Source organism: Variovorax sp. GW821-FHT10D07 (genome assembly GCF_059415325.1).
This window is the reverse complement of the sequence record NZ_JBWKMZ010000013.1, coordinates 269,093-294,814: the sequence shown is the minus strand read 5'-3', so window position 1 is coordinate 294,814 and position 25,722 is coordinate 269,093. Positions and strand designations below refer to the sequence as shown.

At 58.2% G+C, this 25,722-nt stretch carries 18 protein-coding genes and 1 pseudogene; 11 read left to right on the top strand and 8 right to left on the bottom strand.

Features of this window, described 5'->3' with window-relative positions; genetic code table 11:
• Positions 1-69: 69 nt before the first annotated feature.
• The gene (locus AC07PU_RS31940; RefSeq protein WP_495322342.1) at positions 70-987 is read right to left on the bottom strand and encodes a LysR family transcriptional regulator; all 918 of its coding nucleotides are present in this window, start codon (positions 985-987) and stop codon (positions 70-72) included.
• Between the two features lie 244 nt (positions 988-1,231).
• Between AC07PU_RS31940 and AC07PU_RS31935 the strand changes: the two are divergent.
• Positions 1,232-1,349, top strand: a pseudogene (locus AC07PU_RS31935) (LysR family transcriptional regulator); the annotation flags it as partial.
• 1,823 nt (positions 1,350-3,172) lie between these two features.
• Here the strand turns inward: AC07PU_RS31935 and AC07PU_RS31930 are convergent.
• Together AC07PU_RS31930 and AC07PU_RS31925 are read right to left on the bottom strand one after the other, a co-directional pair.
• Positions 3,173-4,333 carry a ParB/RepB/Spo0J family partition protein gene (locus tag AC07PU_RS31930; RefSeq protein WP_495322341.1) on the bottom strand — a complete coding sequence of 387 codons (1,161 nt, stop codon included), beginning with the start codon at positions 4,331-4,333 and terminating at the stop codon, positions 3,173-3,175.
• Between the two features lie 151 nt (positions 4,334-4,484).
• Positions 4,485-5,720 (bottom strand): AAA family ATPase, encoded by a 1,236-nt coding sequence (locus AC07PU_RS31925; RefSeq protein WP_495322340.1) that lies wholly within the window; start codon positions 5,718-5,720, stop codon positions 4,485-4,487.
• 623 nt (positions 5,721-6,343) lie between these two features.
• Here AC07PU_RS31925 and AC07PU_RS31920 point away from each other — a divergent pair.
• Complete coding sequence (locus tag AC07PU_RS31920; RefSeq protein WP_495322339.1) at positions 6,344-7,750, top strand: replication initiation protein; 1,407 nt, start codon at positions 6,344-6,346, stop codon at positions 7,748-7,750.
• A 62-nt stretch (positions 7,751-7,812) separates the two neighbouring features.
• Here the strand turns inward: AC07PU_RS31920 and AC07PU_RS31915 are convergent, their stop codons facing one another.
• Both AC07PU_RS31915 and AC07PU_RS31910 read right to left on the bottom strand, forming a co-directional pair.
• Complete coding sequence (locus AC07PU_RS31915) at positions 7,813-8,442, bottom strand: pyridoxamine 5'-phosphate oxidase family protein (RefSeq protein WP_495322338.1); 630 nt, start codon at positions 8,440-8,442, stop codon at positions 7,813-7,815.
• Positions 8,443-8,502: 60 nt separating this feature from the next.
• Positions 8,503-9,048 (bottom strand): carboxymuconolactone decarboxylase family protein, encoded by a 546-nt coding sequence (locus tag AC07PU_RS31910; RefSeq protein WP_495322336.1) that lies wholly within the window; start codon positions 9,046-9,048, stop codon positions 8,503-8,505.
• A 124-nt stretch (positions 9,049-9,172) separates the two neighbouring features.
• Between AC07PU_RS31910 and AC07PU_RS31905 the strand changes: the two genes are divergently transcribed.
• The 7 genes from AC07PU_RS31905 to AC07PU_RS31875 all read left to right on the top strand — a co-directional run bounded on the left by AC07PU_RS31905 (position 9,173) and on the right by AC07PU_RS31875 (position 16,893).
• The gene (locus AC07PU_RS31905; protein WP_495322334.1) at positions 9,173-10,099 is read left to right on the top strand and encodes a LysR substrate-binding domain-containing protein; all 927 of its coding nucleotides are present in this window, start codon (positions 9,173-9,175) and stop codon (positions 10,097-10,099) included.
• A gap of 171 nt (positions 10,100-10,270) precedes the next feature.
• Complete coding sequence (locus AC07PU_RS31900; protein ID WP_495322333.1) at positions 10,271-11,863, top strand: ABC transporter substrate-binding protein; 1,593 nt, start codon at positions 10,271-10,273, stop codon at positions 11,861-11,863.
• 82 nt (positions 11,864-11,945) lie between these two features.
• A complete protein-coding gene (locus tag AC07PU_RS31895) occupies positions 11,946-12,920 on the top strand; it encodes an ABC transporter permease (protein ID WP_495322331.1) in 975 nt (324 codons plus the stop codon).
• Positions 12,917-13,828: an ABC transporter permease gene (locus tag AC07PU_RS31890; protein ID WP_495322330.1), complete on the top strand. Its 912-nt coding sequence runs from the start codon at positions 12,917-12,919 to the stop codon at positions 13,826-13,828. Before AC07PU_RS31895 ends, AC07PU_RS31890 begins: the two co-directional genes overlap by 4 nt.
• 5 nt (positions 13,829-13,833) lie before the next feature.
• The gene (locus AC07PU_RS31885) at positions 13,834-14,847 is read left to right on the top strand and encodes an ABC transporter ATP-binding protein (RefSeq protein ID WP_495322328.1); all 1,014 of its coding nucleotides are present in this window, start codon (positions 13,834-13,836) and stop codon (positions 14,845-14,847) included.
• Complete coding sequence (locus AC07PU_RS31880; protein WP_495322326.1) at positions 14,844-15,839, top strand: ABC transporter ATP-binding protein; 996 nt, start codon at positions 14,844-14,846, stop codon at positions 15,837-15,839. Before AC07PU_RS31885 ends, AC07PU_RS31880 begins: the two co-directional genes overlap by 4 nt.
• A 61-nt stretch (positions 15,840-15,900) precedes the next feature.
• Complete coding sequence (locus AC07PU_RS31875) at positions 15,901-16,893, top strand: dipeptidase (protein WP_495322324.1); 993 nt, start codon at positions 15,901-15,903, stop codon at positions 16,891-16,893.
• A 155-nt stretch (positions 16,894-17,048) separates the two neighbouring features.
• Here AC07PU_RS31875 and AC07PU_RS31870 read toward each other — a convergent pair whose 3' ends face one another.
• Both AC07PU_RS31870 and AC07PU_RS31865 read right to left on the bottom strand, forming a co-directional pair.
• The gene (locus AC07PU_RS31870; protein ID WP_495322322.1) at positions 17,049-17,627 is read right to left on the bottom strand and encodes a DUF1643 domain-containing protein; all 579 of its coding nucleotides are present in this window, start codon (positions 17,625-17,627) and stop codon (positions 17,049-17,051) included.
• Positions 17,628-18,011: 384 nt separating this feature from the next.
• The gene (locus tag AC07PU_RS31865; protein ID WP_495322320.1) at positions 18,012-18,668 is read right to left on the bottom strand and encodes a hypothetical protein; all 657 of its coding nucleotides are present in this window, start codon (positions 18,666-18,668) and stop codon (positions 18,012-18,014) included.
• 294 nt (positions 18,669-18,962) lie between these two features.
• On the opposite strand from AC07PU_RS31865, the gene AC07PU_RS31860 reads away from it, so the two are divergent.
• Together AC07PU_RS31860 and AC07PU_RS31855 are read left to right on the top strand one after the other, a co-directional pair.
• Entirely contained in the window at positions 18,963-20,168 is a 1,206-nt protein-coding gene (locus AC07PU_RS31860) for a HEPN-associated N-terminal domain-containing protein (RefSeq protein ID WP_495322318.1), read from the top strand.
• Positions 20,169-20,427: 259 nt separating this feature from the next.
• Positions 20,428-24,381 carry a hypothetical protein gene (locus AC07PU_RS31855; protein ID WP_495322317.1) on the top strand — a complete coding sequence of 1,318 codons (3,954 nt, stop codon included), beginning with the start codon at positions 20,428-20,430 and terminating at the stop codon, positions 24,379-24,381.
• Positions 24,382-24,684: 303 nt separating this feature from the next.
• On the opposite strand, the gene AC07PU_RS31850 is transcribed toward AC07PU_RS31855, so the two are convergent.
• On the bottom strand, positions 24,685-25,671 hold the full coding sequence (locus tag AC07PU_RS31850) for a LysR family transcriptional regulator (protein WP_495322315.1): 987 nt from the start codon (positions 25,669-25,671) through the stop codon (positions 24,685-24,687).
• Positions 25,672-25,722: the final 51 nt, after the last annotated feature.

Below are 25,722 nucleotides of genomic sequence, written 5' to 3'. Positions count from 1 at the left end.
CTCTCGATATAGATTTCGATAACTTGTGGGAATGCCCGGTGATGCACCTCGAACGATCCTAGAGACCGATCAGCGTGCGGCGGGGGTAGCGCCTAGCGCGCGCTCCGCCAGAAGGAGATCGCGGAAGGCCGACATCAGAGGCGACCACGTGGCCTGTGGCCGTGTGAGCAGCACCAGCGTGCGCCGCAACTCGAGCATCGGCAACGGCAGCGCCTCCACGCGTCCGCCCCAGGCGCGCATGACCGAAGCCGGCACCAAGCCCACCAGGTCGGTGCTGGCGATCACGCCCATTGCGGCTTCCGACATGTAGTCGGCCTCCAGCGTGACTCGCGGTTCCGGCGCACCGGCCCGCTCGAAGATCTGCATCACCAGTAGGCGCGCAGCGCTCCGGCGGCTCGGCATGGCCCAAGCGCAATCGGTCAGATCCGACAGCGTCAGCGCGGCGCGGCGAGCGAGCGGATGGCCGACGCGCGCCGCCACGCGAACCGAGTCCTCACTCAGCGCCAACTGATCGCAGCTGAAGGAGATTCCTGAATAGGACGGCACGACGGCCACGTCGAGTTCGGCCTTTTCCACTGCCTGATTGAGCGCATCGGACTTCCCAATGACCATCATCAGGCGCAGGCCCGGCCGGTGGCGCACCATGTCCGAAAGCACGCGCACCGCAGGCCCGTCGCCGGCCGCGTTGGTCAGCCCAACGCGCAGCAACCCCGCATGCTGCGCCCGCAGTTCGGACGCAGACCGCATCAGCTCGATGTGCTCAGTGTCGAAGCGCCGCGCCGATTCCAGGAAGAGCTGACCCTCGGCAGTGAGGCGAACGCCGTGCGCGCCGCGTTCGAATAGAGCCACGCCGACCGCATCCTCCAATCGCCGGATCGACTTCGAAACCGCAGGCTGCGTCACACCCACGGCCTCGGCGGCACGGCCAACTTGACCCTGACGGACCACTTCGAGGAAATACCTGATGTCAGCTGGAGAAAAGGTCATCCATCAAGTCTGCCGGATGATGCGAAAGGTGCCAGGCCGGGGTCTATTGTTCCGTTTCACCCAGATTGCCGCGAAGTGGCTTGAACAGACCAGTCGATGAGCAAGCACCCTGATCGACCTCCTGGTTCGTATGAACGACAGGCTCCCGGATATGGCGTGATCCAACTAGCGAAAAGCTTGAGTGCTTTCCCGTTGGTCGAGGGTCCGTTCCCTGCCGCGAATAGGCCTCCCCTGCAGTCGCCATATGGAACTGCGTACCCTCCGCTACATCATCGCCGTGCTTGAGGCCGGGAGTCTCTCGCGTGCAGCGGGATCGGTCTTCGTGGCTCGCCGCGCTCACGGCGCAGATAAAGCGCCTCAAGGCTCTCTAAGCACAAAACCTTGCTCTCGGGCACGCGGTCTTTCACAGAGGTCTGTCGCTTTGCGACGGCCCGTTTGGGCAAACTGATTGCTCGCTCTTGCCGGTCGTGCGGGGAAATGCCAGGCACTCTTAGGGCGCGCTGCCACTTCCGCTTTCCCTTGCGATGACCCGGCCACTCGAGTTCTGGATTTCGCTGCGTCGCTGCAGATTCTCGGCCGGTCTTCTCGCAGTATGAGGTTGGACGATCAAGAAGCGCCTAGAGGTTCGCCGCCCTCCCCTTCCCCACTTCGCGGGCTCGCACTAAAGCTCGTCATTCGACGCATCCCGACAATCGCTGGAGACTTTTCGGGAGCGTTGAGATGCCGATCACCAGGCTAGAACCTCACCTGCCTCAACGCGTACCGCTTTGGCTTTCGCGTTTGGAACAGTTGAACCACGTCGAGGCATGCCGCGTGTCGGCAAGAATCACCTTCAGGCCATCGCTGGTGCCGACCTGCATTGCCTATCTGTTGCGAGCGCCTCGGTGTTGAACCGTTCAACACCCAGACAAAGGTGGCGCTCTACCACCAGTTACGGGCCGCTAGCGCTGAGGGGTGTTGTCAGGGCGCTGCTTGTCGTTTTTGATGTGGAACGCTTTGGATGCCAAGATTCAGCAACTCAAGTCACAACGCTGCGCTGCCAGAAATTGCCGCTGCGGCGCACTGCCTGAAGACCGATCGCAACTCGGCCGCGCGGAGCCTAGGCTGAAGGAGGCGGGGCTATCCGGTACCGGTGGTTCGCTACGAACGCGCGACGCGGGGCGAGCGAGTGCGGTACATCCACACCGAGCGCCTGGGAGACATCTGGGGCGTTGGCTACCTCGAGAGACTGCACGCTCAATCACGACCGAAGCTGGCTGGGATGCGGTGCGCCTGATCTCGACGACCATTTAAGAGAGTCCGCTGCCCGAGTTCTACCCGATGGACGCACTACGCGGTACCCAGCTCCTGCAGCGGACGGTGGCTACCACGCGAGCCTGGGTGCGCGCATCGACTGGGTGATGAGCGACAACGGCTCGAGCTACAGAGCTGCCAGGTTGTCTGCGATGCAGGTTGGGCGTTTCAGCACATTAGCACCCTACTCCAAACGCCTACGACCAATGGCAAGGCTGAGCGTTTAGCAAATACCAGTTTTGCGCGAGCGGGCCTCTACCCTGTTCCACGAAAGCTCAACGCTGCGAGAAGTTGCACTGCGGCTGTTCATCCAGCGCTGCAAAGCGCCGACCGAACCGCGCACTGAACCGCTAGCCAGCCCGAACAAATCCTTGAAACCCAACAACTAGGCGAATGTTCGCTCCGGTGTTGAACCGTTCAACGGTCTGAAAAGTGAGTGTTGAACGGTTCAACACCTTGCGCCCCGAAGTCGAAGGGGCATTCTGATCGCCCAAAAAGAAGTACAGGCTCAACGTCAAAGCTCGACAAGCCGAAGCGGCATGGGCGCCCATAGAGCTCGGAAATGCACGGCAGTTTCAATAATCATCCGTGCTATTTTTCGATGCACAATCCTGTCGATCGAAGTTGGAAGAATAAAAGTGTCGAAAAATCAACGAGTTACGACCAACTTTGAAGTTCGGCGGATCATGAGTGCCGCCAGCGAGCTCTCCGGCCATCCAAACTCGAGACCGGCTCACATGAGTGCAGCAAGTCACCAGCATGCTTAAGTTTTTTCTTAAGTTCATCTGATGAACTAGCGACTTGGAGCCACATCGCTGCACTGCGCGGTTGCGACCTAGGAAAGAAACAAAAAAGCCGCCCATTGGCGGCTTTTTTGAAGTGAATACTTACTTTATTTCAGTTCCAATCCGGCCTCCAGCCACGCGACCAGCGCAGCTTGACGCTCAGCCGTCAACACTCCAATGTCGAACCGTAGGATCGCCCGTCCGCTAGCGTCATGGCTAAGCACGGCACCCTTCCCCGGCTTCCCAAATCGCACCTCGGTCACAGAAGGTGTTGAACCGTTCAACACCTTATCTTCCGGCTGAAGCAGCGAATCGAGAATTTGCTTCGCAGACATGGTTCCCCTGCGGGGCATCAGTGCCTTCGCGCGGGCTACCAACCCTTCTGGGTCACGCTGCAGTACCTCGCTCAACGGTTGCGCCCAGCGAAACTGGATATCCAGAGGGGACTTGAATGCGCTCACCACAGAGTCAGGAAGGCGGGCCAGCGCAACGCTTTTCGAGATGAGCGAGAGGTCCACGCCGATCGACTCTGCGAGCTTGCGCTGCGAGGGATAAAGCCCCCCGTCCAAAGCCCTTCGATACATCGTTCCCTGTTCCCAGGCGCTCAGATTCTTGCGGGCGCGGTTCTCTCGCTCCATCGCTTCAAACAGCCCCTGGTCATCAATTTCGGCCACCATTGCTCGAACTGATAGACCCAATTCCAGGCAGGCGCGATGCCGACGATGACCGAACACGATTTCGAAGTCATGCTCCGGATCCTCGCCCTCCGCCAAAGGCCGCACGCATATGGGCTGCACATTCGAACCGGAGGCAGCGATGTCGGTACGCAGCTCCTCAAAGTCCTTATTGGCCAAGCCGTCGACGTGCCGATTGGCCCACACGGACCCGCGAATGCGCGCGGGATCAAGCATGCGCACCGGCACAGCGCCTTCGAAGGCCCGCAGCTTTATCTTGAGCTCTTCCGCCTCCTTCACTGCGGCGGATTGGGCCGCCATGAAGACGGCCATGGATCCAGGGGCTGTTCTGGGCCTTCCATCCACTGCGAGCGAAGGCATCGCTGCTCGGCGCGACGCCGCCGAAGAGGTCAGGAGAACAGGGTTGGGCACCACGGGCTGAGATGCAGCAGTTGACTCGGCAGGCGTCGCCTTGGCGCTCTCATCAGTGCCATCCTCCGTCACGGTAGGCGGCGACGATATGGGAGCTGCCTCTGGCGTCCTCGCCGGCGGCATTTGGATCAGACTGGCCTTCGCCGCAAGCTTCTTGCTCATTCCTTGCCCTCCTTGCCAAACATTTCCCCAGCACTGTTGAACCGTTCAACACATCGGATCTGGGGGAGATTTGATAGCCAACCCTTCGAAAAGGCGATCACCATTGACGCAGTGTTGAACCGTTCAACACCTTCTCGAGACAACCGATCTGTCATCGACGTGCCTCCTTAGGCCGGGCACCCCCAGCGGGTGTTGAACCGTTCAACGCCCCCAGCTGGCGCGCCCAAACGGTACGGATCGAGCCCTCGACATGACCAACAAAGCTGTCGTATGCATCGCGTGCACGTTTAAAAGTTCGTGCACCGCCGTCATAACGAGAGACGTCATAAAGCGTACCGAACTCTGCACTCGCCACGCCAGTGACCGCAGTTTTAGGGATCTCCACTGGAAGAACCTTCTCCGCGTACGTTTGGCCGATCCACTGTCGAATGACGGTGCTCGCAGCATCAGCAGAATCGACGCGAGCGAGCAGTACGTGGATGAAATCAAAGTGCTTGTCCAACCCTCGCTTGGTCAGCAGCTCCCCAGCCAAGTCCGAAAACAAGCTCCAGAACTGGGACGCAGACGCAAAGTCCAATGCGTTCGGTGGCAACGGCATGATGATTCCATCCGACGCCATGAAGGCATTGATCGTGGTGTACGACAGGGCAGGGGGCGTGTCGAGGATCACCACGTCGTACTCTCCTCGGATGTCATCGATGCCGAGATCGAGCACACGCCAAAACTCGAACCCTGGTTCTTGTGTTTGCCTCGCCGGCAGCAAGAACTCCGCGCCAAACAAGGAAGGCGCAGCCGCAACCAGGTCGACTCCATCCCAGTACGTCGGCCGGATGGCGTAGCGAATGGACGTTTCCGTCCCCATGGCCAATGGCAGGATCGTGTCCTGCTCCTCTACCTCGGTATCAGGCAGGATGCCAAACAAGGTTGTCAGCGACCCTTGCGGATCCGTGTCGATGACCAAGACCTTATGGCCCAAAAGCGACAACCCTTGAGCGAGGGTGACCGCTGTTGTCGTCTTCGACACGCCACCCTTGAAGTTACCAATCGAGATGGTCACAGCCTCCGCCCCCTGGGGCCGTAGCCTGTCTCGACGGTACTCTCGTGCCCAAACCCGGGTCTCCGCCAACGTGAACTCCCTGCGGCTGCCAGCCGCATTCAACTTTCCAGGCGGCAGGTCCCCCTTCGTCAGTCGATGAGAAACCGAGCCCTTCTCAACGCTGAGCATGGCGGCAAGTTGAGATAGGCTGTAGCTGGGAGCGGTTTTTCGCGCCGTTGGAGCCAGCATGGTCGCGCGGATCTGCTCCATCATGGCTGCCGCACGCTCAGCTTGGTCGGCAATGTCGGCCAAGCTGATGAGCTTTGGTTGAGGTAGTGGTGTTGAGGTCATTGTGTTAACTCCGGTTGGCCGTGAGTTTACTGGCGACCTTTACGGAAAGCGTGACCTGATGGTTGAAATCGTCAAGGATGCGGAAATTCGTTTGTTGTTCGGGCAACGACAAACTCCTGTGTTTGGAGATTTCAAATCCTTCAATCCCTTTAAACTCTTTAGGGTGCCAAATCTCCTTTGGCAACAACGACTTAGCTAACCTCATATGCAGGTCGACGGGACGATCTGGAGATTCTTCGGGATGAAGCGCGTGGGATACGGGATAAGTCGGCGAGTTTTAAGGTCTTGGCGTGAGTGAATACGGGATACCCCATGCCGACCCTCGCCACTGCTTGAGGTGAGAGTTTTCGGGACCTTCGCGTGACCGTAGGCACCATTTGTATCGCGTGAGGCTCGGCACAGCTGCCGGGAGCAGCGTTGGCAGTGACGAACGGACGCGCAGGACAACGGAATGCGCCTCCACCAAGCAAAGTGCTTCCACGCCGAGCGTGTCGGTCCCGAAAACTCTCCGCTTTGGAGCGGCCCCTTGATCCTCCCTCTCATGAACACGTGAGAGTTTTCAGGATCACGCAACCTCTGTCCTGAGGTGAATCTCGCTTTCACACATCGCGTACAGTTGGTCCATGCCGCGCAAGCCCAAATCCTCCATCGCTGCGACCGAAAGGAACTCCGATTCCCAGGTCGATGGCCAGCGACTCGAAAGACCGGACGACAGCCAGCTGTTGCGCAAGGCCGTCAACACCTTGGCCATCGTGCCGAAGTCCACCCGGATCACGACCTTGGGACGCAAGAGCTACAACGTCTTGCTCTACCAGGCACAAGAGCAGGGCTTGGAGAAGGATGTCTTTCGAACGCCACTCGATACGGTCGTGAAGGGGCTGGACTTCGACAGCAACGACCACGCTTTGATAAAGAAGCACTTACGGGCCATGGTGTCGACGACGGTTGAGTGGCAGTCTCCAACGTCAGGGGAGGGCGCCACTTGGAACGTGAGCGGTCTGCTTGCTCATGCCAAGCTCAGCAAGGAGCGTGGGCAAGTCTGGGTAGAGTGGTCTTACGCCGTAAACCTCAAGCAGGAGCTTCTGGAGCCCACGGTCTTTGCGCGGCTACGCCTAGAGGTCATCAGTCAGCTGCGTACTCACGCAGGCGTCGTGCTCTACGAGATCTGCACTCGCTACAAGGACATCGGTCGCACTGCGCGACAACCTTGGCGCTGGTGGTACCCCGTGCTCAGCGGCAATCCGCCTTCGGAAAAATCGGAGCGCCTTGAGTACCGCATCTTCAAGCGCGACACGCTCAAGCCTGCGCTCGCTGAAGTCAACGCGATCACTGATCTCAACATCGAACTGGTCGAGCACAAGCAAGGCCGCTTCGTGGACGAGGTTCAGTTTCATATCGGCGTCAAGAAGCAAGCCAGCTTGGCGCTGACACGCCCGCCTACACCAGTGGATGTGAGCCTCATCACCCGGGCTGCCGCGATGGACATTCCGGAGGAGGCTATTGAGCCCTTGCTTGCCGCACACGGAGAGTCCGCAGTGCTCCTAGCGTTGGAATCGCTCGAGCGCCGCCTGGCCAATCCTTACCCCGAGGCGTTGCGCGACCCGTTGCGCTACCTCAAGGCGTTGCTCGCAAATGCCACGCAACCAGTCGCTGCGCCAGCGGCGACCAGTCCAGGTGAAGGGAGCGCACTGGCGATTGCACGAGAGTTGCCTTCTGCGCGTAAAGCGCGCTGGCAAGCAGAGTGGACGCGAAGGGAGAACGAGCGTTGCGCCTCCGCCCTCGAAGGCCTGTCCGAAGACGCACAGCGCGATCTTGAGGCGCAGCTGCTTGAGGCTCTTCGTGCGCGCGATGCACATCCGTCGATCATCAAGCGCCTCGCCTCAAGCGGCTGGCAGCATCCCATGGTCCGCCAAGAAATGCTGCGATTCTTCGGTGATGCCACCTTCGGTGCCGGTTGGGACAAACCCAGCGCCGAACAGTTGCTTGAGATCGCGTCGGAGCTTGGGGCGGAGGCCGAGTCGGGAGAGTAGGGGGCTGCACGGCTCCAAGGTCCCTCCGCACTCATCGTCTTCACCGCGAATCTGCCGCGGTGCTAAGGCGTCAATGAACCGGACAAGCGAGCACGCAATCTCGCGTTCTCGGTCTCAAGCTGGGTCATACGCTCTTGAAGAGGGCGAACGGCGTGCGCCACCTCTTGCTCTGAGAAACGCTGCACGATGTGCTGCGGACAGTTCCAGTCGTAGCTCTCGAGGCGAATCCTAAAGATGCGCTCTATCATTGCTTCGTACCCTGGCGTCCTGACCGTGTCGGTCAGGGCCGGATCAAAATCAACTGAAAGCGTTTGTACTCGCGCAAACACCTTCAAACGCGCACTTCGCGCGTAGTCCATGAAGAACAGACATGCGCGATCCTCGGCAGCAAGGTTTCCAGTAGTGATGTACTGCCGATTTCCTCGATAGTCTGCAAACGCAAGCGTCCGATCATCCAGGACTTTGAGAAATCCACGCGGCCCACCACGGTGCTGGACGTAAGGCCATCCCGTTTCGGAAACCGTCGCGATGTAAAAGCTATCGCGCTCAGCAATGAACGCTGCGACGTTAGCCGTGAGCCGATCGAACTCTCGGTGACCCTGGAAGTCTTCCCACATATGGTCCGTCCCCATCTGAACCTGGACAGCCCGCACACTAGGGGTCACAGCAATATCGAGAAAGCCATACGACATGGAGACACCTCGCAAGATCTTCGGAACTGGGCGCGGTCGATGCCAGCGCCCATCTATTGCTTAACCAAGCTCGCTCGCGCGAACCACCGGGAAATCGATGTCAGTCTTCGCTACTTCGTTCAGGTAGTTCGTGAAGCTGTTCTCCGCCACCAAGGCAACGATCTCCACGATCTGAGCGTCGGTGTAGCCAGCGCTCCGTACCGCGGCGATATCGTCGTTGCTCACATGCCCGCGCTCCTGCGTCACCTTCGCAGCAAAGCTCACCGCCGCGTTCGCCTTCGCATCACCTGACTCTCCCTTTCGATTCAGTGCAATCTCCTGCGGGCTGATCTTCGCAAGATTCAGTCCTAGATAGGTATGAGCGGAAAGGCAGTAGTCGCAGCCGTTGATCTGGGCAACCGCGAGAGCAATACGCTCGCGCGTCTTAACGTCCAGTGTCTTTGCCAGCGCACCATTGAAGCTGGTGTACCCGGTGAGCACCGCGGGGCTGTTTCCAATCACTCGGAACAAGTTGGGGACCACGCCGAGCTGCTTGTGCACAGCTTCCAACGTTGGCTTGGACGCGTCAGGAGCAGTATCAACGGTAGGTACGGAGAGTCGGGACATGATGTATTCCTTTTTAAAGTTGAGAGCCGAAATCGGCTCGGGCGATACGAATCATGTTCCCTCTCGCCTGAACTGATAATCCGGCAAGAGCAAGAATGTCTCTACCAATATCCGGAAGGATGAGATGGATCGCCTCGAGGCAATGTCGATGTTGGTGGTGGTGGCAGAGCGGGGAAGCCTCTCCGCCGCGAGCCGTGAACTGAAGGTTCCACTTGCAACTTTGAGTCGAAAAATCTCCGACCTGGAGGCGCTGCTGGGCACACGGCTGTTGACTCGCACCACGCGCAAGCTGACTCTCACCGATGCGGGTTCTGTCTATGTTGCCGCCGCACGTCGCATCCTCGAACAAGTCGAAGAGGCAGAGCAAGAGGTCGCTGGCGAATTCACCGTGCCCAAAGGGGAGTTGGTCCTCACCGCACCGGTCATGTTCGGTCGACTGCATGTGCTGCCTGCAGTGGCGGACTTTCTCGCAACGTTTCGCGAGATCAATGTTCGGCTCATCTTGATCGATCGCAATATCGATCTCGTGGGTGACCAGGTCGACATGGCGGTGCGGATTGGCAAGCTTCCGGACAGCTCGATGGTCGCGACGAAGATCGGCGAGATGCGCACGGTGACCTGTGCGAGCGCTGCACTTCTGGGCGCACATGGCACGCCACGCAAGCCCGAAGACTTGGTTCGTCTTCCTTGTGTGTCGATCGACACACCCATGCCGTTCCCTTCGTGGCGCTTTCGGCATCCGCAACTCGGTAGCGTTATTGATGTCCCCATTCAGCCGAGATTGACGGTGACGACGCCCGAGGCTGCAGCCCAAGCAGCCCTTGGCGATGTGGGGGTGGTGAGACTGCTCCACTATCAAGCCGTAGATGCGATGCAGCACGGCAAACTGCGCCTTGTTCTAGAGGCCTATGAACCGGACGCCGCGCCGGTTCACTTGCTTCACGCATCTCGCGGCCAGATGCCCGTAAAGATGCGAAGCTTCCTCGACTTCGCTGCTCCCCGGCTTAGGGAGGCGTTGAAGAAGATCGCGAGCTTCAGGCCGCCGGAGTAGCTGATCCTAGGCGGCTACGCACAAAGAAACGTTGTGACCAAACGGCGTAAACACCCAGCGTCCTCAACCGCAGAAGGGGGCGCTGATGAAGAGCATCAACGTTCTTAATACTGTCGGCCTCATTGTTCCCTGTCACTAGCATGACTTTTTATGCCTTGCAGAGGAATAGATATGAGACAAACGCTTATGAAGATCTGCGCGACTGCACTGACTGCGGTCGCCTTGACAGTATCCAGCGTCGCGATGGCGCAAGAGTTGAAGATCGGAACGCGCGGCACGCCGATGCTGGATCCGCACTTCTTGTTCTTAGAGTCCAACGTTGCCTTCGGCAAGCACATCTTCGAGCGTCTAGTCGATCGCGACCGTGAGGGCAAGGAAGTGCCGCAACTTGCAACTTCCTGGAAGCTTGTGGAGCCAACCCGTTGGCGCTTCGCTCTTCGTCGGGGCGTGACCTTCCATGACGGGAAGCCCTTCACCGCCGACGATGTGATCTACAGCTTTGCGCGTGTACCGAAGGTCCCCAACAACACAGCTCCGTACACGTACTACTTGGCGAGTATTGATCGCGTCGAGAAAGTCGATGACTACACGGTTGACTTTGTCACGACTAAGCCAAATCCGCTTCTTCCGAACCAGACCTCGGGGATTGCGATCGTCTCCAAACGAGCAAGCGAAGGGCGTAGCACGGCGGACTTCAATTCCGGGGTCGCGGCAATCGGCACCGGACCATTTCGCTACGAGGAGTATCGTCCCGGCGAGCGTCTGGTTCTTAGTCGCAACGAGACTTACTGGGGAGACAAGCCGGCATGGTCTCGCGTGACGTACCGCATCATCCCGAACGACGCGGGTCGAACCGCGTCGCTGCTGGCGGGGGAGGTGGATCTGATCGACAACGTGCCGTTGAGTGATGCGGTAACGCTGAAGAACAACAAGGCCGTATCCTTGTTCCGCTGGCCAACCATGCGGGTCATGTACCTGGCACCCAACGAAAGTGTCGTGAATTCGCCGGCTCTGACAGATAACGATGGCAAGCCGCTGGAAAAGAATCCATTCACAGACCTGCGCGTGCGTCGCGCAATCTCGTTGGCCATCAACCGTACGGCGCTGATCGAGAAAGTCTTGAACGGAAACGGCGAACCAGCACACCAAATCGTGGCGAAGGGAAGTGCCGGCTATGTGCAAGGCCGAAGCGTTGACCCCTACAAGCCCGATGAGGCCATCCGCCTACTTGCAGAGGCGGGCTATCCGAAGGGCTTCAAGACGACGCTGACGTGCTCCAACGATCGCTATCCGGCAGACGCGCAAATGTGTCAAGCACTCGGCTCGATGCTGACTCGCATCGGGATCAAGGCGACGGTGGAGGTCTACCCTGGAAGCGTGTTCTTCACGCGCACTGGTGGCCAAAGCACGATGCCTCTGTACATGGTGGGCTGGTCCAACGAGACGTTGGACGCCACTCGGACGCTTGGCCCGTTGGCGCACACTTATGACCGTGCGAAGAGCATGGGGGTGAACAACAACGCTCACTACTCGAATCCCGAAGTAGACAAGCTCATTGAGTCTGCAGCGGAGGAGATGGATGACAAGCGCCGAGGCGAGCTGCTCGAGCGGGCGGCGCGGATCGTGACGGACGACTACTTCGTTGTTCCACTGAACCTGTCCATGGCCATCTTCGCAGGCAAACCTACGCTCGACTACATCAGCAGAGTAGATGACAAGACGCTTGCCATGAGTGTCGTGCCTCGCGCTGCGGGCAAGCCCTAACGAAAACTTTCGACGCGAAGCGATGAGCGATTTCGTTCATCGCCTTCGTCGTGCGTACATCTTGCGGCGTTAGGAGCTTCTTTTGTTTGCCTATCTCACTAGACGCCTCGTTCAGGCGCTATTCGTGATGGTTGCCATGTCGATGATCGTGTTTGCTGGCATCTATGCCATCGGCAACCCGGTCGACATTCTGGTGAACCCCATGTCTAGCCAGCTCGAGCGCGAAGCCATCGTGCGTTCTCTTGGCTTGGATCTGCCTTTGTGGCAGCAATACCTTCACTTTGCCGCGAGGGCCTTGCACGGAGACCTCGGGTCGTCCTTTGTATTCAATCAGCCCGCACTTCAGTTGATCGCGCAGCGCATGCCCGCCACGTTGGAGCTGGCCATCGGCGCGACGCTGCTTTCGCTGCTCATCGGCATGCCGCTGGGTTTCATCGCTGGTTTGAAGCCCAAGTCGCCCGCGGCATCGTCCATCATGGTCACAAGCATCTTTGGGTTCTCTCTGCCGACCTTCTGGATCGGCTTGATGTTGATCTTCCTGTTCTCGGTGCACCTTGGTTGGTTGCCTTCGAGCGGGCGAGGGGAGACGGTCTCGTTCCTCGGCATGCGCTGGTCTTTTCTGACGCTGGACGGCCTCAAGCACATGGCGATGCCCATGATCAGCTTGTCGCTCTTCAAGATCAGCGTGGTGATTCGCCTCACAGCCTCGGGTGTTCGCGAAGCGGTCCTCCTGGACTACGTGAAGTTCGCTCGTGCCAAGGGCCTCACGAACGCTCGAATCATCGGCGTTCATATTTTGAAGAACATCCTGATTCCGGTTATCACGGTGGTTGGTCTGGAGCTTGGCTCGACGATCGCGTTCGCGGTGGTTACTGAGTCAGTGTTCGGCTGGCCAGGCATGGGCAAGCTCATCATCGACAGCATCAACGTGCTTGATCGGCCAGTCATCGTTTCGTATCTGATGTTGATGGTCCTCGTGTTTGTGATCATCAATCTGTTGGTGGACGTGACGTACTCGGTGCTTGATCCGCGCGTTCGGTTGGAGAACAAGGAATGAGCATCACATCATTGACCAAAGGTGCATCCGTGGCCGATGAGACACCGCTGCGCCGAATCTGGCGCGAGTTCACAGCGAACCGGATGGCGTTGGCCGGCTTGTGGGTTTTCATGGCGCTTGTCGTTCTTGCGGTCCTGGCTCCGTTCATCGCACCGCAGAATCCTTACGACATTGCCCATCTAGACCTGATGGATGCGAAGGCAAAGCCTGGAGAGCAGGGCGTCAGTGGGACGACCTTTTGGCTTGGCACCGACGACCAGGGACGTGACATGCTCTCGGCCATTTTGTATGGCCTGCGCATCAGTCTGATGGTTGGCGTCGGTGCGACGGCATTTGCCTTCGTTGTCGGTACGTTGCTGGGGCTGCTTGCTGCATATCGAGGTGGAAAGACAGACGCTTTGCTGATGCGTTTGGTCGATCTCCAGCTCTCGATCCCTTCGATCATGGTGGCGCTGATGATCCTGACGATCCTTGGCAAAGGCATCGGAAATATCGTCCTTGCACTGGTCATCGTCGAGTGGGCATATGTGGCGAGAACTGCACGCGGTGCGGCGTTGGCGGAGCGTCGCCGGGAATACATCGAGGCTGCGCAGTGCTTGTCTCTGCCGGTGCATCGGATCATTCTTCGACACCTGCTGCCGAACTGCCTACCACCGCTGATGGTCGTGGCCTCGATGCAAGTGGCCAGAGCGATCGCGCTGGAGGCGACGCTCTCGTTCTTGGGCTTGGGCGTGCCGATCACCGAACCCTCTCTGGGCCTGCTGATTGCGAACGGGTATCAGCATCTGCTGGCAGGTAACTATTGGATCTGCTTCTATCCCGGCATAGCTTTGCTGTTGACGATCGTCTCTATGAACTTGGTTGGAGACCATCTGCGCAACGTGCTCAATCCTCGTTTGCTTCGCTGATCGCCATGAGCTCTGTTCACACTTTGGAGGTGCGCGACCTGCGCACACATTTTTTCACTCGAGCTGGCACGGTCAAAGCGGTCGATGACATGTCGTTCGTCGTGCCGCGAGGCAAAGTCCTTGGCATCGTCGGGGAGAGCGGATCCGGGAAGTCGATCACCGGCTTCTCAGTCATGCGACTGATTGACGAGCCTGGTCGCATCGTCGATGGAAAGATCCTCTTTCAAGGGAGAGATCTGCGCGAGATGTCGGAAGAGGAGATGCGTCAGATTCGAGGCAACCGCATCGCGATGATCTTCCAGGATCCCATGATGACGCTCAACCCGGTGTTGCGCGTCGATACGCAGATGATCGAGACGGTGCAAGCCCATAGCGATGCAACGCGCGAGGAGGCTCGTCGCCGCGCAAGTGAGGTCTTGCAGTTGGTGGGGATCTCTAGCCCGGACGAACGGCTCAAGGCGTATCCACATCAGTTCTCGGGTGGTATGCGCCAGCGAGTTGCGATTGCCATCGCGATGCTGCACAAGCCCGACCTCATCATCGCCGATGAGCCGACGACGGCTTTGGACGTGACGATCCAGGGGCAGATCCTTGCGGAGATGCAGTCGCTGGTGCGCGAAACGGGAACCAGCTTGATCTGGATCACGCACGATCTGACAGTCGTTGCAGGCCTGGCCGACTACATCGCGGTCATGTACGCAGGTCGTATCGTGGAGCAAGGGAGTGTGGATGACGTGCTCGATGCCCCGATGCACCCGTACACACTGGGATTGATCGGCAGCGTGCCTGGACGCAACAAGCGTGGCGAGCCACTTAAGCAGATTCCTGGTACCACGCCTTCGCTTTTGAACCTGCCTCAAGGGTGCCCGTTTCAGTCCCGGTGCGAGCGAGCAACGAACCTTTGCAAGGAAGAGCCGATCTTGCGCGAGCTCGCGCCGGAGCATGGAGTGCGATGTCATCACCCATATTTGCCCGCGAACGCTGTTCGCTTTCCGAAGTCCCATGAGGTCGCGCTATGAGCACCACCCCGATGATTCAGGCGCGAGGTGTCAGCAAGCGCTTTACCCAGAAGCCGGGCTTCGTTAGCCAAGTTGCACAGCGTCTAGGCGCGCCGAAGAAAGAAGTCACGGTGCATGCCGTGGACGGCGTCGATCTTGAGATCGCGCAAGGGGAAGTAGTAGGCCTCGTCGGTGAGTCCGGATGTGGAAAGTCCACGCTCGGTCGGATCGTTGCGGGCATCATGCCTCCGTCCGAGGGCTCTCTGTACTGGCAGGGGGCGGATGCCTCTACGTTCTCCGCGCGTGAAGCGAAGGCGGCAAAGCTTTCGGCGCAGATGATTTTCCAAGATCCGATGTCTTCCTTGAATCCGCGCATGCGGCTGAAGGACATCATCGGCGAGGCCCCGAGAGTCCATGGCTTGGTTGGGCGAAGTGAGATCTCAGACTACGTGGACGAGCAGATGCGGCGTGCAGGGCTGGATCCATCGTTCAAGAATCGCTTTCCTCATCAGTTTTCAGGCGGCCAACGCCAGCGCGTGGGCATCGCGCGTGCACTTGCAGTGCAGCCGAAGATGTTGGTTTGCGACGAATCGGTGGCTGCGTTGGATGTGTCGATCCAAGCGCAGATCATCAATCTCTTCATGAAGCTGCGCTCGGACCTGGGGCTGACGTATCTCTTCATCAGCCACGATCTTGGCGTCGTTGAGCACATCAGCGATCGTGCGGTGATCATGTACCTCGGTCGAGTGGTCGAGAAGGCGCCAGTGCAAGAGATCTATGGCCACGCCAACCACCCCTATACCCAGTCGTTGTTGGCCTCAGTGCCTCGGCTGGATGCACGTCGAAAGTCGTTCGCTGTGGTGAAGGGCGAGATTCCAAGCCCGCTGAATCCGCCCTCAGGGTGCCACTTCCATCCGCGATGCCCGCACGCCTTTGAAAGATGCAGGCTGGAGCGGCCTGCGTTGAAAGAAATTGCCCCCTCGCACTTCAGCGCTTGTCATCTGAACGATTGACTCACGGCCGCGCGAGGCCAGCTCGTGCGCTACCTGTCATTGATCCCTGGAGACCCTACTCATGTCTGATACCCCCACGTCCAAGTTTTCCGATCTCTATCGCTCCGCGACCATCTGTGATCTGACTCTTCCCTTCGCGGCTCACTACATGGGCCGAGAGTCCATCCTCAGGCGCATGCATGCCTCGGGGATCAGCTACATCAGCCTGACCGTGTGCGGCGATTTCGAGACGACCGGCGAGATGATTCACAACGTCGCGGGTGTGCGAGAGATGATCCGCCGGAACTCGGACATCATGACCTTCGTGCGCAGCGTGCCCGAGATTCGCGCCGCGAAAGCTGCGGGCAAGCTTGCTGTGGGCTTCCACTTTCAAGGCAGCAGTTCTCTCCAGAGCGACGCCAATATGGTCGAGTTGGTGTACGACCTCGGTGTCCGACACATGCTGCTGGTCTACAACCTCATGAACGCCGCGGCGACTGGCTGTCATGAGCGAGTGGATGCGGGCTTGAGCAGCTACGGTCTGAAACTGGTGTCGGAAATGAACCGTGTGGGAATGATCGTCGACTGCACGCATACCGGCTATCGCGCGACGATGGAGATGATGGAGGCCTCCACGACGCCGGTGATCTTCAGCCACTCGAATGCCCGAGCGGTTTTCGATCACGAGCGCAACATTCGTGATGATCAGATCGAGGCTTGTGCGAAGCAGGGCGGGGTGATCGGTATGTGTGGAGTCGGCAAGTTCTTGGGCGCTGAGGGGACTGCTGAAGTGAAGGACATGATGCCCCACATCCGTTATATCGCAGACAAGGTGGGGCCGCGTCACATCGCTCTCGGCATCGACAACGTCTTCTTCGTGGAGCAGCACGTGGAGAAGGTCACATCGCGCAAGGATCTGTGGCCCAAGGGATACCCCGCAACCTGGAACTACTTCAAGCCCGAGCAGGTGCCGCCGCTTTGCGATGCACTGCAGGCGGATGGCTTCAGCGACGATGACATTCGAGGGATCTTGGGTGAGAACTTCTTGCGGGTCGCAGAAGCTGTCTGGAAGTAGCTCGGCTTCCGCCCAAGCCGTCGGACGCTGTCTGCCGGGCTCACTTACCGACCGGTGAGCTCGGTGTTCCGCTCAGCTGACGTTTCAGAGCGTCACGTAGTGCCGTACTAGTTGAGAGCTGAGTGCTGAGTGCTGAGGGAGCGACGGCGCGAACTTCAAAGTGAATAGGGCACCAGAGGCGCATAACGAGGCTGACGGAGGGGGTGGACTGGTGCTCCACTCTTATTTCTTCCGAAGCAGAATACCTTCTCCGGTGCGCACACTTCCCGCAAGATCTTCTCTACTGCGGGCCCTCTGCCGGACTTGTGTCCGATATTGCCCCAGCTCACCACGACCAAACGCGCGTCCCGAACAATGCGACGAATGTGTTCATCGTTCTCCGGAAGATTCACTGTGTCGGCATTTTTCAGGTCGGAAGACTTGGTTCCACGGATCGACATGACGTTGAGCTGATAGTACGCACCGACCCCCCACTCTCGCTTTGCTCGGCGCGCCATTCCAGCGACTGTTCGATCGTCCTTGTCCTCGGCAGCCCCCGATGGGTTCATGCTGATCCCACAGGCGTAGTCATCAGGATCGCTCCAATATCGAAAGAGCGTGAAACGGTGAGTTCGATCCTCGTTGAAAGCAGTGCGTGCCTTGATGAGTGGATCCAGATCCGAGGTTGGTAGGGGTGCGGATGACCCGATGGTCGCTACCGAAAGGGGAAGCATGGTCGATCTAGCGTTGATCATGCGTCGCCTGGTCTTGATTCGAGTCGAAAAGCTTTGCGCAGCTGAAAGACGTGTGCCGGGACATCATCTAATGGAGTTCCTATAGGCTCCGGGTTGCAACGCGATGCCGTTACCTCTTCGATGAAGAGGGGGGCAAATTCCTCATCTTGCCCTTCCGTGGGCTCGTGCCTGCCGATGTCGAGGCAGCCACCGATGACCTAGTCAAAAATCTTGAAGCAAAAAAAAAAGAGATTGCGCAAGCTCCCGTCGCGTCGTTCGCTGACTGGTAACAAGTTCGTGGGGTTAGACATTTGCCGCTGCTGGGGCCTGTCTCGGTTGCCTAGCGCCCAGCAGATGGGAATACCTGAAATCAAGTTAGCGAAGGCCGCACGGGACCACGACACTCTATTGCGCATCGCTATCCATTTCTTCGAAGTCGAGACGCACTGCATCGAACATGACTTCCGTAGTCCCAGCCGTCAACTGTCCGTAGCGCACGCCGATCTGCGTGACGATGGTTCGTACGGTTTCTGCCCTACGTCTCGCGCGCTGATATCGTTCCTCGGAGATTGACCTACGTTCCTCAATCTGACGAAGAGCCGTAAGGCAATATGCTAGTTCACGTTGTACACCGAGCACGCTCATGAGTAAAAGCGGTGGAAGATCTTTCGATAGGAAACTGCGGTACGCGATCTGCAGTTCCTCGACCCGCTCTGTGCGAAGCGACATTCGTTTGCCCATCTGTTGCTTCATTTTTGCAGCGATGTAGTCGAACGTCGCCGCTGTCTCCCTCGTCAACAAGAGAAGCGAGCGGGTCGCCGCCATTTCGGACAGCCTGTCCGCCTGAATCTTTGCCTCTATCGCCGTCTCATGCGACACGTGGAGTTGATATGCGGCAGCGCTCCATGCGACCACGATCGCAAGGATAGATGCGAACGCTTGGACCCATGACGCCCAGTCGCCAGGTGTCATGGGGCGATGCTTAATGACCAACGCGATCAAAACTAACAGGATCGCACTGGCCGTTGCGACGACGAGCTTTGTCGAGTTTCTTTTCCACATGGTTCCCTCCGGTTTTGCTCGAAGTATGCCGTAACTACGTGCTTTAGCCGTTTGCCGGATTGTTGACTTCCAAAACTGGAGCGGGTAGTGCAAGTGCAGTGCAGCTATGGATTGCGTCGCAGCAATTTCACCGCTCGAGCGAAAAGAGAGATACTTGAGAACGCAGTGCGTGTTAAATGAAATTCATCACACGAGATGAGTCCGAAGCAGTGTCGCTGTGCTTCACACGCCAACTGATCGATGGTCTATTCGTGGAAAGAGTGACTTCCGCTATTTAACGGATGAAGGAGTCTTATGGGACTAGCCAAGCGAGCGATGATGGAAGCCGAAAGACGCGGCTGGCATGATGAAGATAGTAGGTTCGTGTGCGCCGAGTGTATTCACGAGGATTTCCTGGCCGCCATGATTGCTGCTGCCTCCGTGAACAACAGGTGCGATTTTTGTGGACGCTCGCAGGAGCAGCCCATTGCCGCGCCATTTCGTCTGTTGGTATCCAGGGTCGCCGAAACGGTGCTGAAGCGATATGGCGATGTCGACAGAGTCGGGACACCATACGCCGACGGCCAGTACTTAGATCAGCCGATGTCGACAGAAGACGTGCTTGGCGAAGTTGGCTTCGACGCGACCCCGGAGGTGTTGCAGGCGGTGGAGGAGTCGTTCGAAGTCGTCGACTGGGTCGAGGCCCCTAACGGGAGTTGGGGAACTTTGCCACTTAACCGAGAACTCGACGGTGCTTGGGAAAATTTCTGCTTTGTGGTCAGGCACCGAACACGGTTCCATTTTCATCAGCGCTCGTATGAGCATCCTGAAGACGGCATTGCGCCTGCGGATATGCTCGCGGCCATCGGGAGCCTCATTGGCAGGAGCGGACTGGTGAAAGTGATTGCACCTGGTGAAGCATTTTACAGAGGGCGCATTCTTCGTCCCGGCGCCAACTGGGAGCCGGTTGCGGAGGCGCTTGGAGCTCCACCTAGGGATGTAGCAACTTCCGGTCGAATGAATCCAACAGGCATTCCGTATCTGTACTTGGCGTTCGATCTCAACACAATGATTGCTGAGATGGGCGCGCTGGGGCAGGATGAGGTGATTCCAGCGGCGGTCTATCAATCGATTGCTCCACTGCGTGTTGTCGACTTCACCCAGATTCCCCCAGTGCCATCCCTTTTCGATTCGGATCGTGGCCACCTATACGACGAGCTTCTCTTTCTTCGCAGCTTTGTCCAGGAAATATCACAGCCTGTTGAGAGGCCTCGCCTGCCGGACATTCACTACGCGCCCACTCAGGTTATGTCAGAATTTCTCGCTCAGGGCTTCGAATCTTCGGATGGTGGTCCGCTGGATGGAGTCGTCTATCCCAGCGCAGCAAATCCTGGTGGTCGGAACATCGCAATTTTTCCTTCAAGGAAAATTCTTGCTTTGCCCTTTGAAGCAGTCAATGTCACGCGCATCCTCACTTGGACCGAGGTTCTGTCAGCTGCTTTTGAACAGGCGCAGAGCTGACTGGATACGACCAGCGCACGGAGCGGAACGGTCTAAGAAACGAATCAAGCCTGGATCAATTCGCGCAGACAAGTAAGTGTTGATTGTGGGGCACGATTTTCGAAGCGCTTCACGGCGATCTCACATCTCGATCGTCGCCAAACCCTTGAGACTTTTCGCCAGAATGACGGGCCAGCCGGTCGACGCCATTTTCATCCGGCGACCTTGATACGCGCTACACGTCCAGCCCACCAAAAAAATGTAATGTCAGGAGTATTAGATGCCTGAGCTCGATCTCACAGGTGAACATGTTGCCCAGCTTGGGGACGAAGACCTTAGGCTACTCGTGGTCAAGCTTTGCGAGGCAGAGCTGCGTCGTACCGGCCGGCCTTTTTCAGCCGTGCTTGCGGGCGGAAATCAGACTGCCCCGGATGGGGGCGTGGACGTTCGCATCCAACTCGATACTGTAGACAACGCTGTTGATGCCAGTATCGCGGGTAGTGGGCTTAACGCCGATGCCCTGAGTACTGATGAGCCCACGGTTGCCAGCGCTGCTCCTGGTTCCACGTCTGCGAGCATTTCGCATGATTTTGTTCCCCGTGCGAATACTGGATTCCAGGTGAAGTGCGAGAACATGCCCGTGGGTGAGATTACCGATGAGATGCGCCCAAAGGGCGTGCTGCGAAGCTCCATCAAGGAACTCATTGTCAGTAAGGGTGCATATGTCATCGTGAGTTCAAAGGGGACAGTGGCCGACGCGTTTCTTGCTAAGCGCCTCGACGCAATGCGAAAAGCCGTGACGGATCAGCCTAACCACGCCAACCTAAAGGTTGACTTCTACGACAGGGAACGTTTGGCGCGGTGGGTGCGCCAGTATCCGGGCGTCGAGATGTGGTTACGTGAACGGGTGAACGCACGCCTGCGGGGCTGGCAAGGCTACGGGGCCTGGTCCGGATCAGAAGGTGTTGCCTACGTGCTTGATGAGACGGCCAGGCTTGTGGAACGCACAGGAGGCAGCGCAGCGACTGCGTTGCCGATCGCCGAAGGTCTGGGCAGGCTTCGTGCTGCTCTGAACACGCCTGGCCAAGTACTTCGTATCATCGGCCTGTCCGGCACAGGAAAAACTCGCCTCGTGCAAGCTCTGTTTGAAGGTGGTGTCGGAAGTGGCAAGCCGCTCGACCAAGCATCCGTGCTGTACACCGACTTGGGGAACGATCCCGAGCCAAGCGCACGAGAGATGCTTTTACGTCTGGGTGCTTTGCAGCAACGTACAGTCGTTGTCGTCGACAACTGCAACCCGAAGACGCACCGAACGCTAGCCGATGTCGTCAGCGCGAACAACGCGCATTTGAGCCTTGTCACTGTCGAGTACGACGTTGCGGATGACGACGCCCCCGACGCGACGGACGTGTTCGAGCTCGCACCGGCATCGGACAAGGTACTTGAGAAAGTCCTAGAGCGCTTGGTACCTCACGTCTCAGCGCCTGACCGCCATCGCATCACAGAGTTTTCTGGCGGTAACGCGCGCATTGCGCTGGCCCTTGCCCGAACTGTTTTGAAGGGCGAGACCCTCGGGGTGCTGAACGACGCTGAATTGTTTTATCGTCTTTTTCGGCAGGGGCAGGACGACGACCCGGAGTTGCTCAGGGCCGCTCGAGTCTGCTCGCTCGTCTACTCTTTCGATGGCGAGGACATCAGAAGTGATGCTGCGGAGTTGAGGGTACTTGCCCAACTGGCTGAAATGACGACGACGGAGCTGTACAGACACGTGGCAAATCTGAAGCGGCGAGATCTAGTGCAGTCGCGCAGCAGATGGCGTGCGGTGTTGCCGCCGGCGCTGGCCAACCGCCTCGCCAAGTCGGCTCTGCAAGAAGTGCCCCCATCCGAGATCATCGATGCTTTTGCTATCAGCGAGCGCCTTCTCATTTCGTTCAGCCGCCGCCTCGAATACCTACACGATAGTGAAGAGGCTTGTGCGATTGCCGGCCGTTGGATGGATGACGCGAAGTGGCTAGCCAACCCCTCGCAGCTAGACCAACTTGGCCGCAAACTGTTTATCAATCTTGCTCCGCTTGTGCCCGAAAAGGTCATCGCCTCCATGGAGCGCGCATTGGGGGAAGGAGGTTCCGACTTTGTGCTACGGCACAAAGACTCGATGCATGAATGGAGTGCGCTCTTGCGGCACCTGGCCTACCAACCCCAGTCTTTTGACAGCGCCGCGACCCTGCTACTTGCCCTTGCACAGCATGAGGAGAGCAAAGCCGTAGACTGCCGCAACGCCTGGAAAGAGATGTTCCGTATCCAACTTTCGGGGACGCTAGCCCTTCCAGTTCAGCGGGTCCGGTTGCTGGAGCATCTGCTGGCCACGAGCACCGGTAAGCGGCGCGAGCTGATCTGGGTGGCAGTCGATGCAATGCTCGAGGCTGATTACATCAACTCCTCGCACGATTTCTCTTTCGGAGCACGACCTCATGGTTTCGGCTGGGAGCCAGCCTCACACACCGAAGTCGTTGCATGGTTTGAGAGCGCCTTTTCGCTGCTTCGCCTCATCGCAGATCAAGGAGCTGACGGCCTCCAGGCGGCGCGCCAAACCGTCGCGGCACATTTTCGCGAGGTATGGGCTTGCGGTGTAAACGCCCAGTTCGCCGCCTTGGTGCTCGAACTAGCTGGTACAAGCGGCTGGCCTGCGGGATGGATAGCTACGAGAAGCGCCATTCGGTTTGATAGCGACCGAACGTCGCCCGAATCACTGAAAGCATTGAAGGAGCTGGACGCAGCGCTTGCGCCCGAAGGGCTCGCGCAAGAGGTCCGCGCGTACACCTTGGGCCACGCCGGGGGCATGCTGGACGTAGTTGATGCCGTGGATGAATCAGATGAGGCTGAGGAGAGTGATCTGGTCAGCTCCTGGGAGCGAGTTAACGACAGGGTCGTCGCTTTGGGTAGCGCTCTTGCTGCAGACGACACTATTCTGCGAGAGATGCTGCCAGATCTTTTTGCTGGAGAGAGCGGCCGGCAGCATCTCTTGGGGCAAGGCCTGGGCAAAGGAACCCCTGATGCACAGCGTCACTGGAAGCTTCTTCACGACGCCTTTGTACAAGCGCCTGGCGAGCCAAACCTTGCTGTGCTGGCCGGCTTCGTCCATGGCCTGCGCACAAAAGATCCCTTAAGTGCCGCAGCGATTTTGGACGGCATCGTAGGCGACGCCAAACTCGATGCGCATTACCCAACGGTGCTCGGGGTGCCTCAGGACGATGCGGATGGCGACCGGCTCATTGAGTCCATGAAACGCGCGGTGTCCCGGCCTTACATGTACTCCCTGCGAACACAGCATGGAACCACCAGTGGACTGTCGATAGTGAAATTTTGCGCAGCTATAGAAGCGCTTTCCCAGATGGAAGACGCCGTGTTAACTGCCATCGATCAACTCGGCACCGAGTTTTATCAATGGAAGACTCGTCAGGTGACCGTTCCCGTAGAACTGGTGCTGCTCGCACGCCGTCTGCTAGCGCGCTTTACTTTTGAAGTTCACACGCCCAACGCTGCTTGGCGAGTCAATGAACTAGCCAAGATCGCATTCTCAGGCCCAGAAGCAGTTGGCTCCGCAGCGCAATTCGCTGCGCGGTTCGCAGTTGCCCTAGAGGACTATCGCACTCATGGTGACCACTTTGGTGACCTAGCCTGCACCCTCTTCAAGCTGCAGCCCTGGGTCGCGCTAGATGCATTCATGAGCAAGCCGAACCCCAAGCGCCATTTTGGATTTCGCGCTAGATTCATCGCGCGCCACGGGCCCGTGGTGCAATGTGCGCCCGAGGACGTTCTTCTGCAGTGGGTGCGCGCCGAGCCTGATACGCGCGCCGTACTCATGGCGCGGGAAATCAATATCTTCGCGACCAAGAGCGACATCGAGGTCGCGTTGGTTACGAATAGCGATGACGGCTTGGCACTGGGTAGCGGCGAGAGCACAGCGAAACTAAGTCCCTTGGCGGCTCGCCTCTTGGAAATCGCACCTGACAAAGCGGCCGTGCTCCAGGGCTTCGGCAAGCATTTCCACCCAAGCCACTGGTCTGGCAGCCTTGCGCAGACCCTAGCACCTCACTTGGCTCTCTTGAAAGAGCTCGTGAGGCATGCCGATTCTGTCATTGCAATTTGGGCCCAGGAAGCTCTGAAAGCAATGCAAAGGCGCATTGAGAATGACCGGGCGACGGATATCTTCCACGAGCAGTCGTTCGAGTAAGTTAGTTGCCTGCCGCGAGGCGCAGCGGAGACATGGTTTCTGTATTGAAAGGGCTCGAGCAATAGGAAGAAAGTGCGTCTTTCTCCGTCATAGGTATCACCCTTTTGATCTTCGCAGTATCTTGAGGCTCCGCTCGAAGGGACGGTGCCGCGAAAGAGTTGACGCAGGCTTGCGGTGACGCAACGGCCGGTCAGTGAGAAACCTTCAAGGACTGTGAGGTCGCGCAACTCATGCATGCATGAAAAAAGCATCTTCTTCCAATGTTCGAAGAAAGCGGTGATGACCTTATAATTAAATCAGGCGTCAGCACCAAATGGCATCCTTCGGAAGGCCCAGTGAAGAGATCAGTTCTTTGCCTAGTGGTCCTTGAATCGATGAGCGTACTAAGTCACTGACCTGCTGAGGGAGCGAGCCGAGTTCGCCCTCGCGGGAGGCAAGATAGAAGCTGCGCGTCATGCTTTCGTTTGAACGGCCGTGGTTGCGGAACGTTGTAAGAGGGACGACGCGTAGATCTTTGGCAAACTGTCTCGACTGCCACAAACACAGAGGCGTAGTTACCGCAAATCCCATCCCTGCTGCGACCAAACTGAGCATGGGGTCAGTGGTATCGAGCTCACAGCTTCGCTCTAGGTCCGCACCGTGTCGATGAAGATAGCCGTCAATCTGCTGACCGATCAGAGATCGAGCGCTGTATCGGATGAAGGGCAACTGCTTGCCCACAGCTTGCAGTGAGTCAAGATCTTCAAGACTGAAGTCACGCGGCACGACGATGAAGTAGCGCTCGGAGAAAAGCTGCGTGCGCACCACGTCGCTGAGTGGACGGTCACTGGTGATCACCGCCAAGTCAAGTTGCCGATTTTCTATGGACGAGTCCAGCGTCGGGCCTATGCCTGACCATAAGCGGATCTGGTGCGAGGAACTTGTCAAGGCACGTATAAGGATCGGTCCGATCGTTGCCGCAAAAGAGTCGACGCAGCCGAAGCGAACGATCAGCCGCTTGGCGCGGCTCACCGCACGCACGCTCTCCATCATCTGGTCGGCTTGGGTCAGCAGGCCTTTCGCATGCTCGAACAGTCGCTGGCCCGCAGCCGTAGGGTTGGCTGGTCGGGTACTTCTGTCTAGAAGCGATGTCTGAGTAGCATCTTCGATCTGTTTGACACGTTGCGAAACAAGAGCTTGCGACACCCCGAGTGCAATGGCGGCCTTGGAAACGCTCCCCGACTCGACGACCGCTACCCAAGTCGCTAGCGATTCCCAGTCGGGGAGCGCACCTGCTCTCGATGAAGTCATGGTGTAGGGATCTCCGTTTCTAGAACGTTCAACCACAAAAAGGTCGATGGA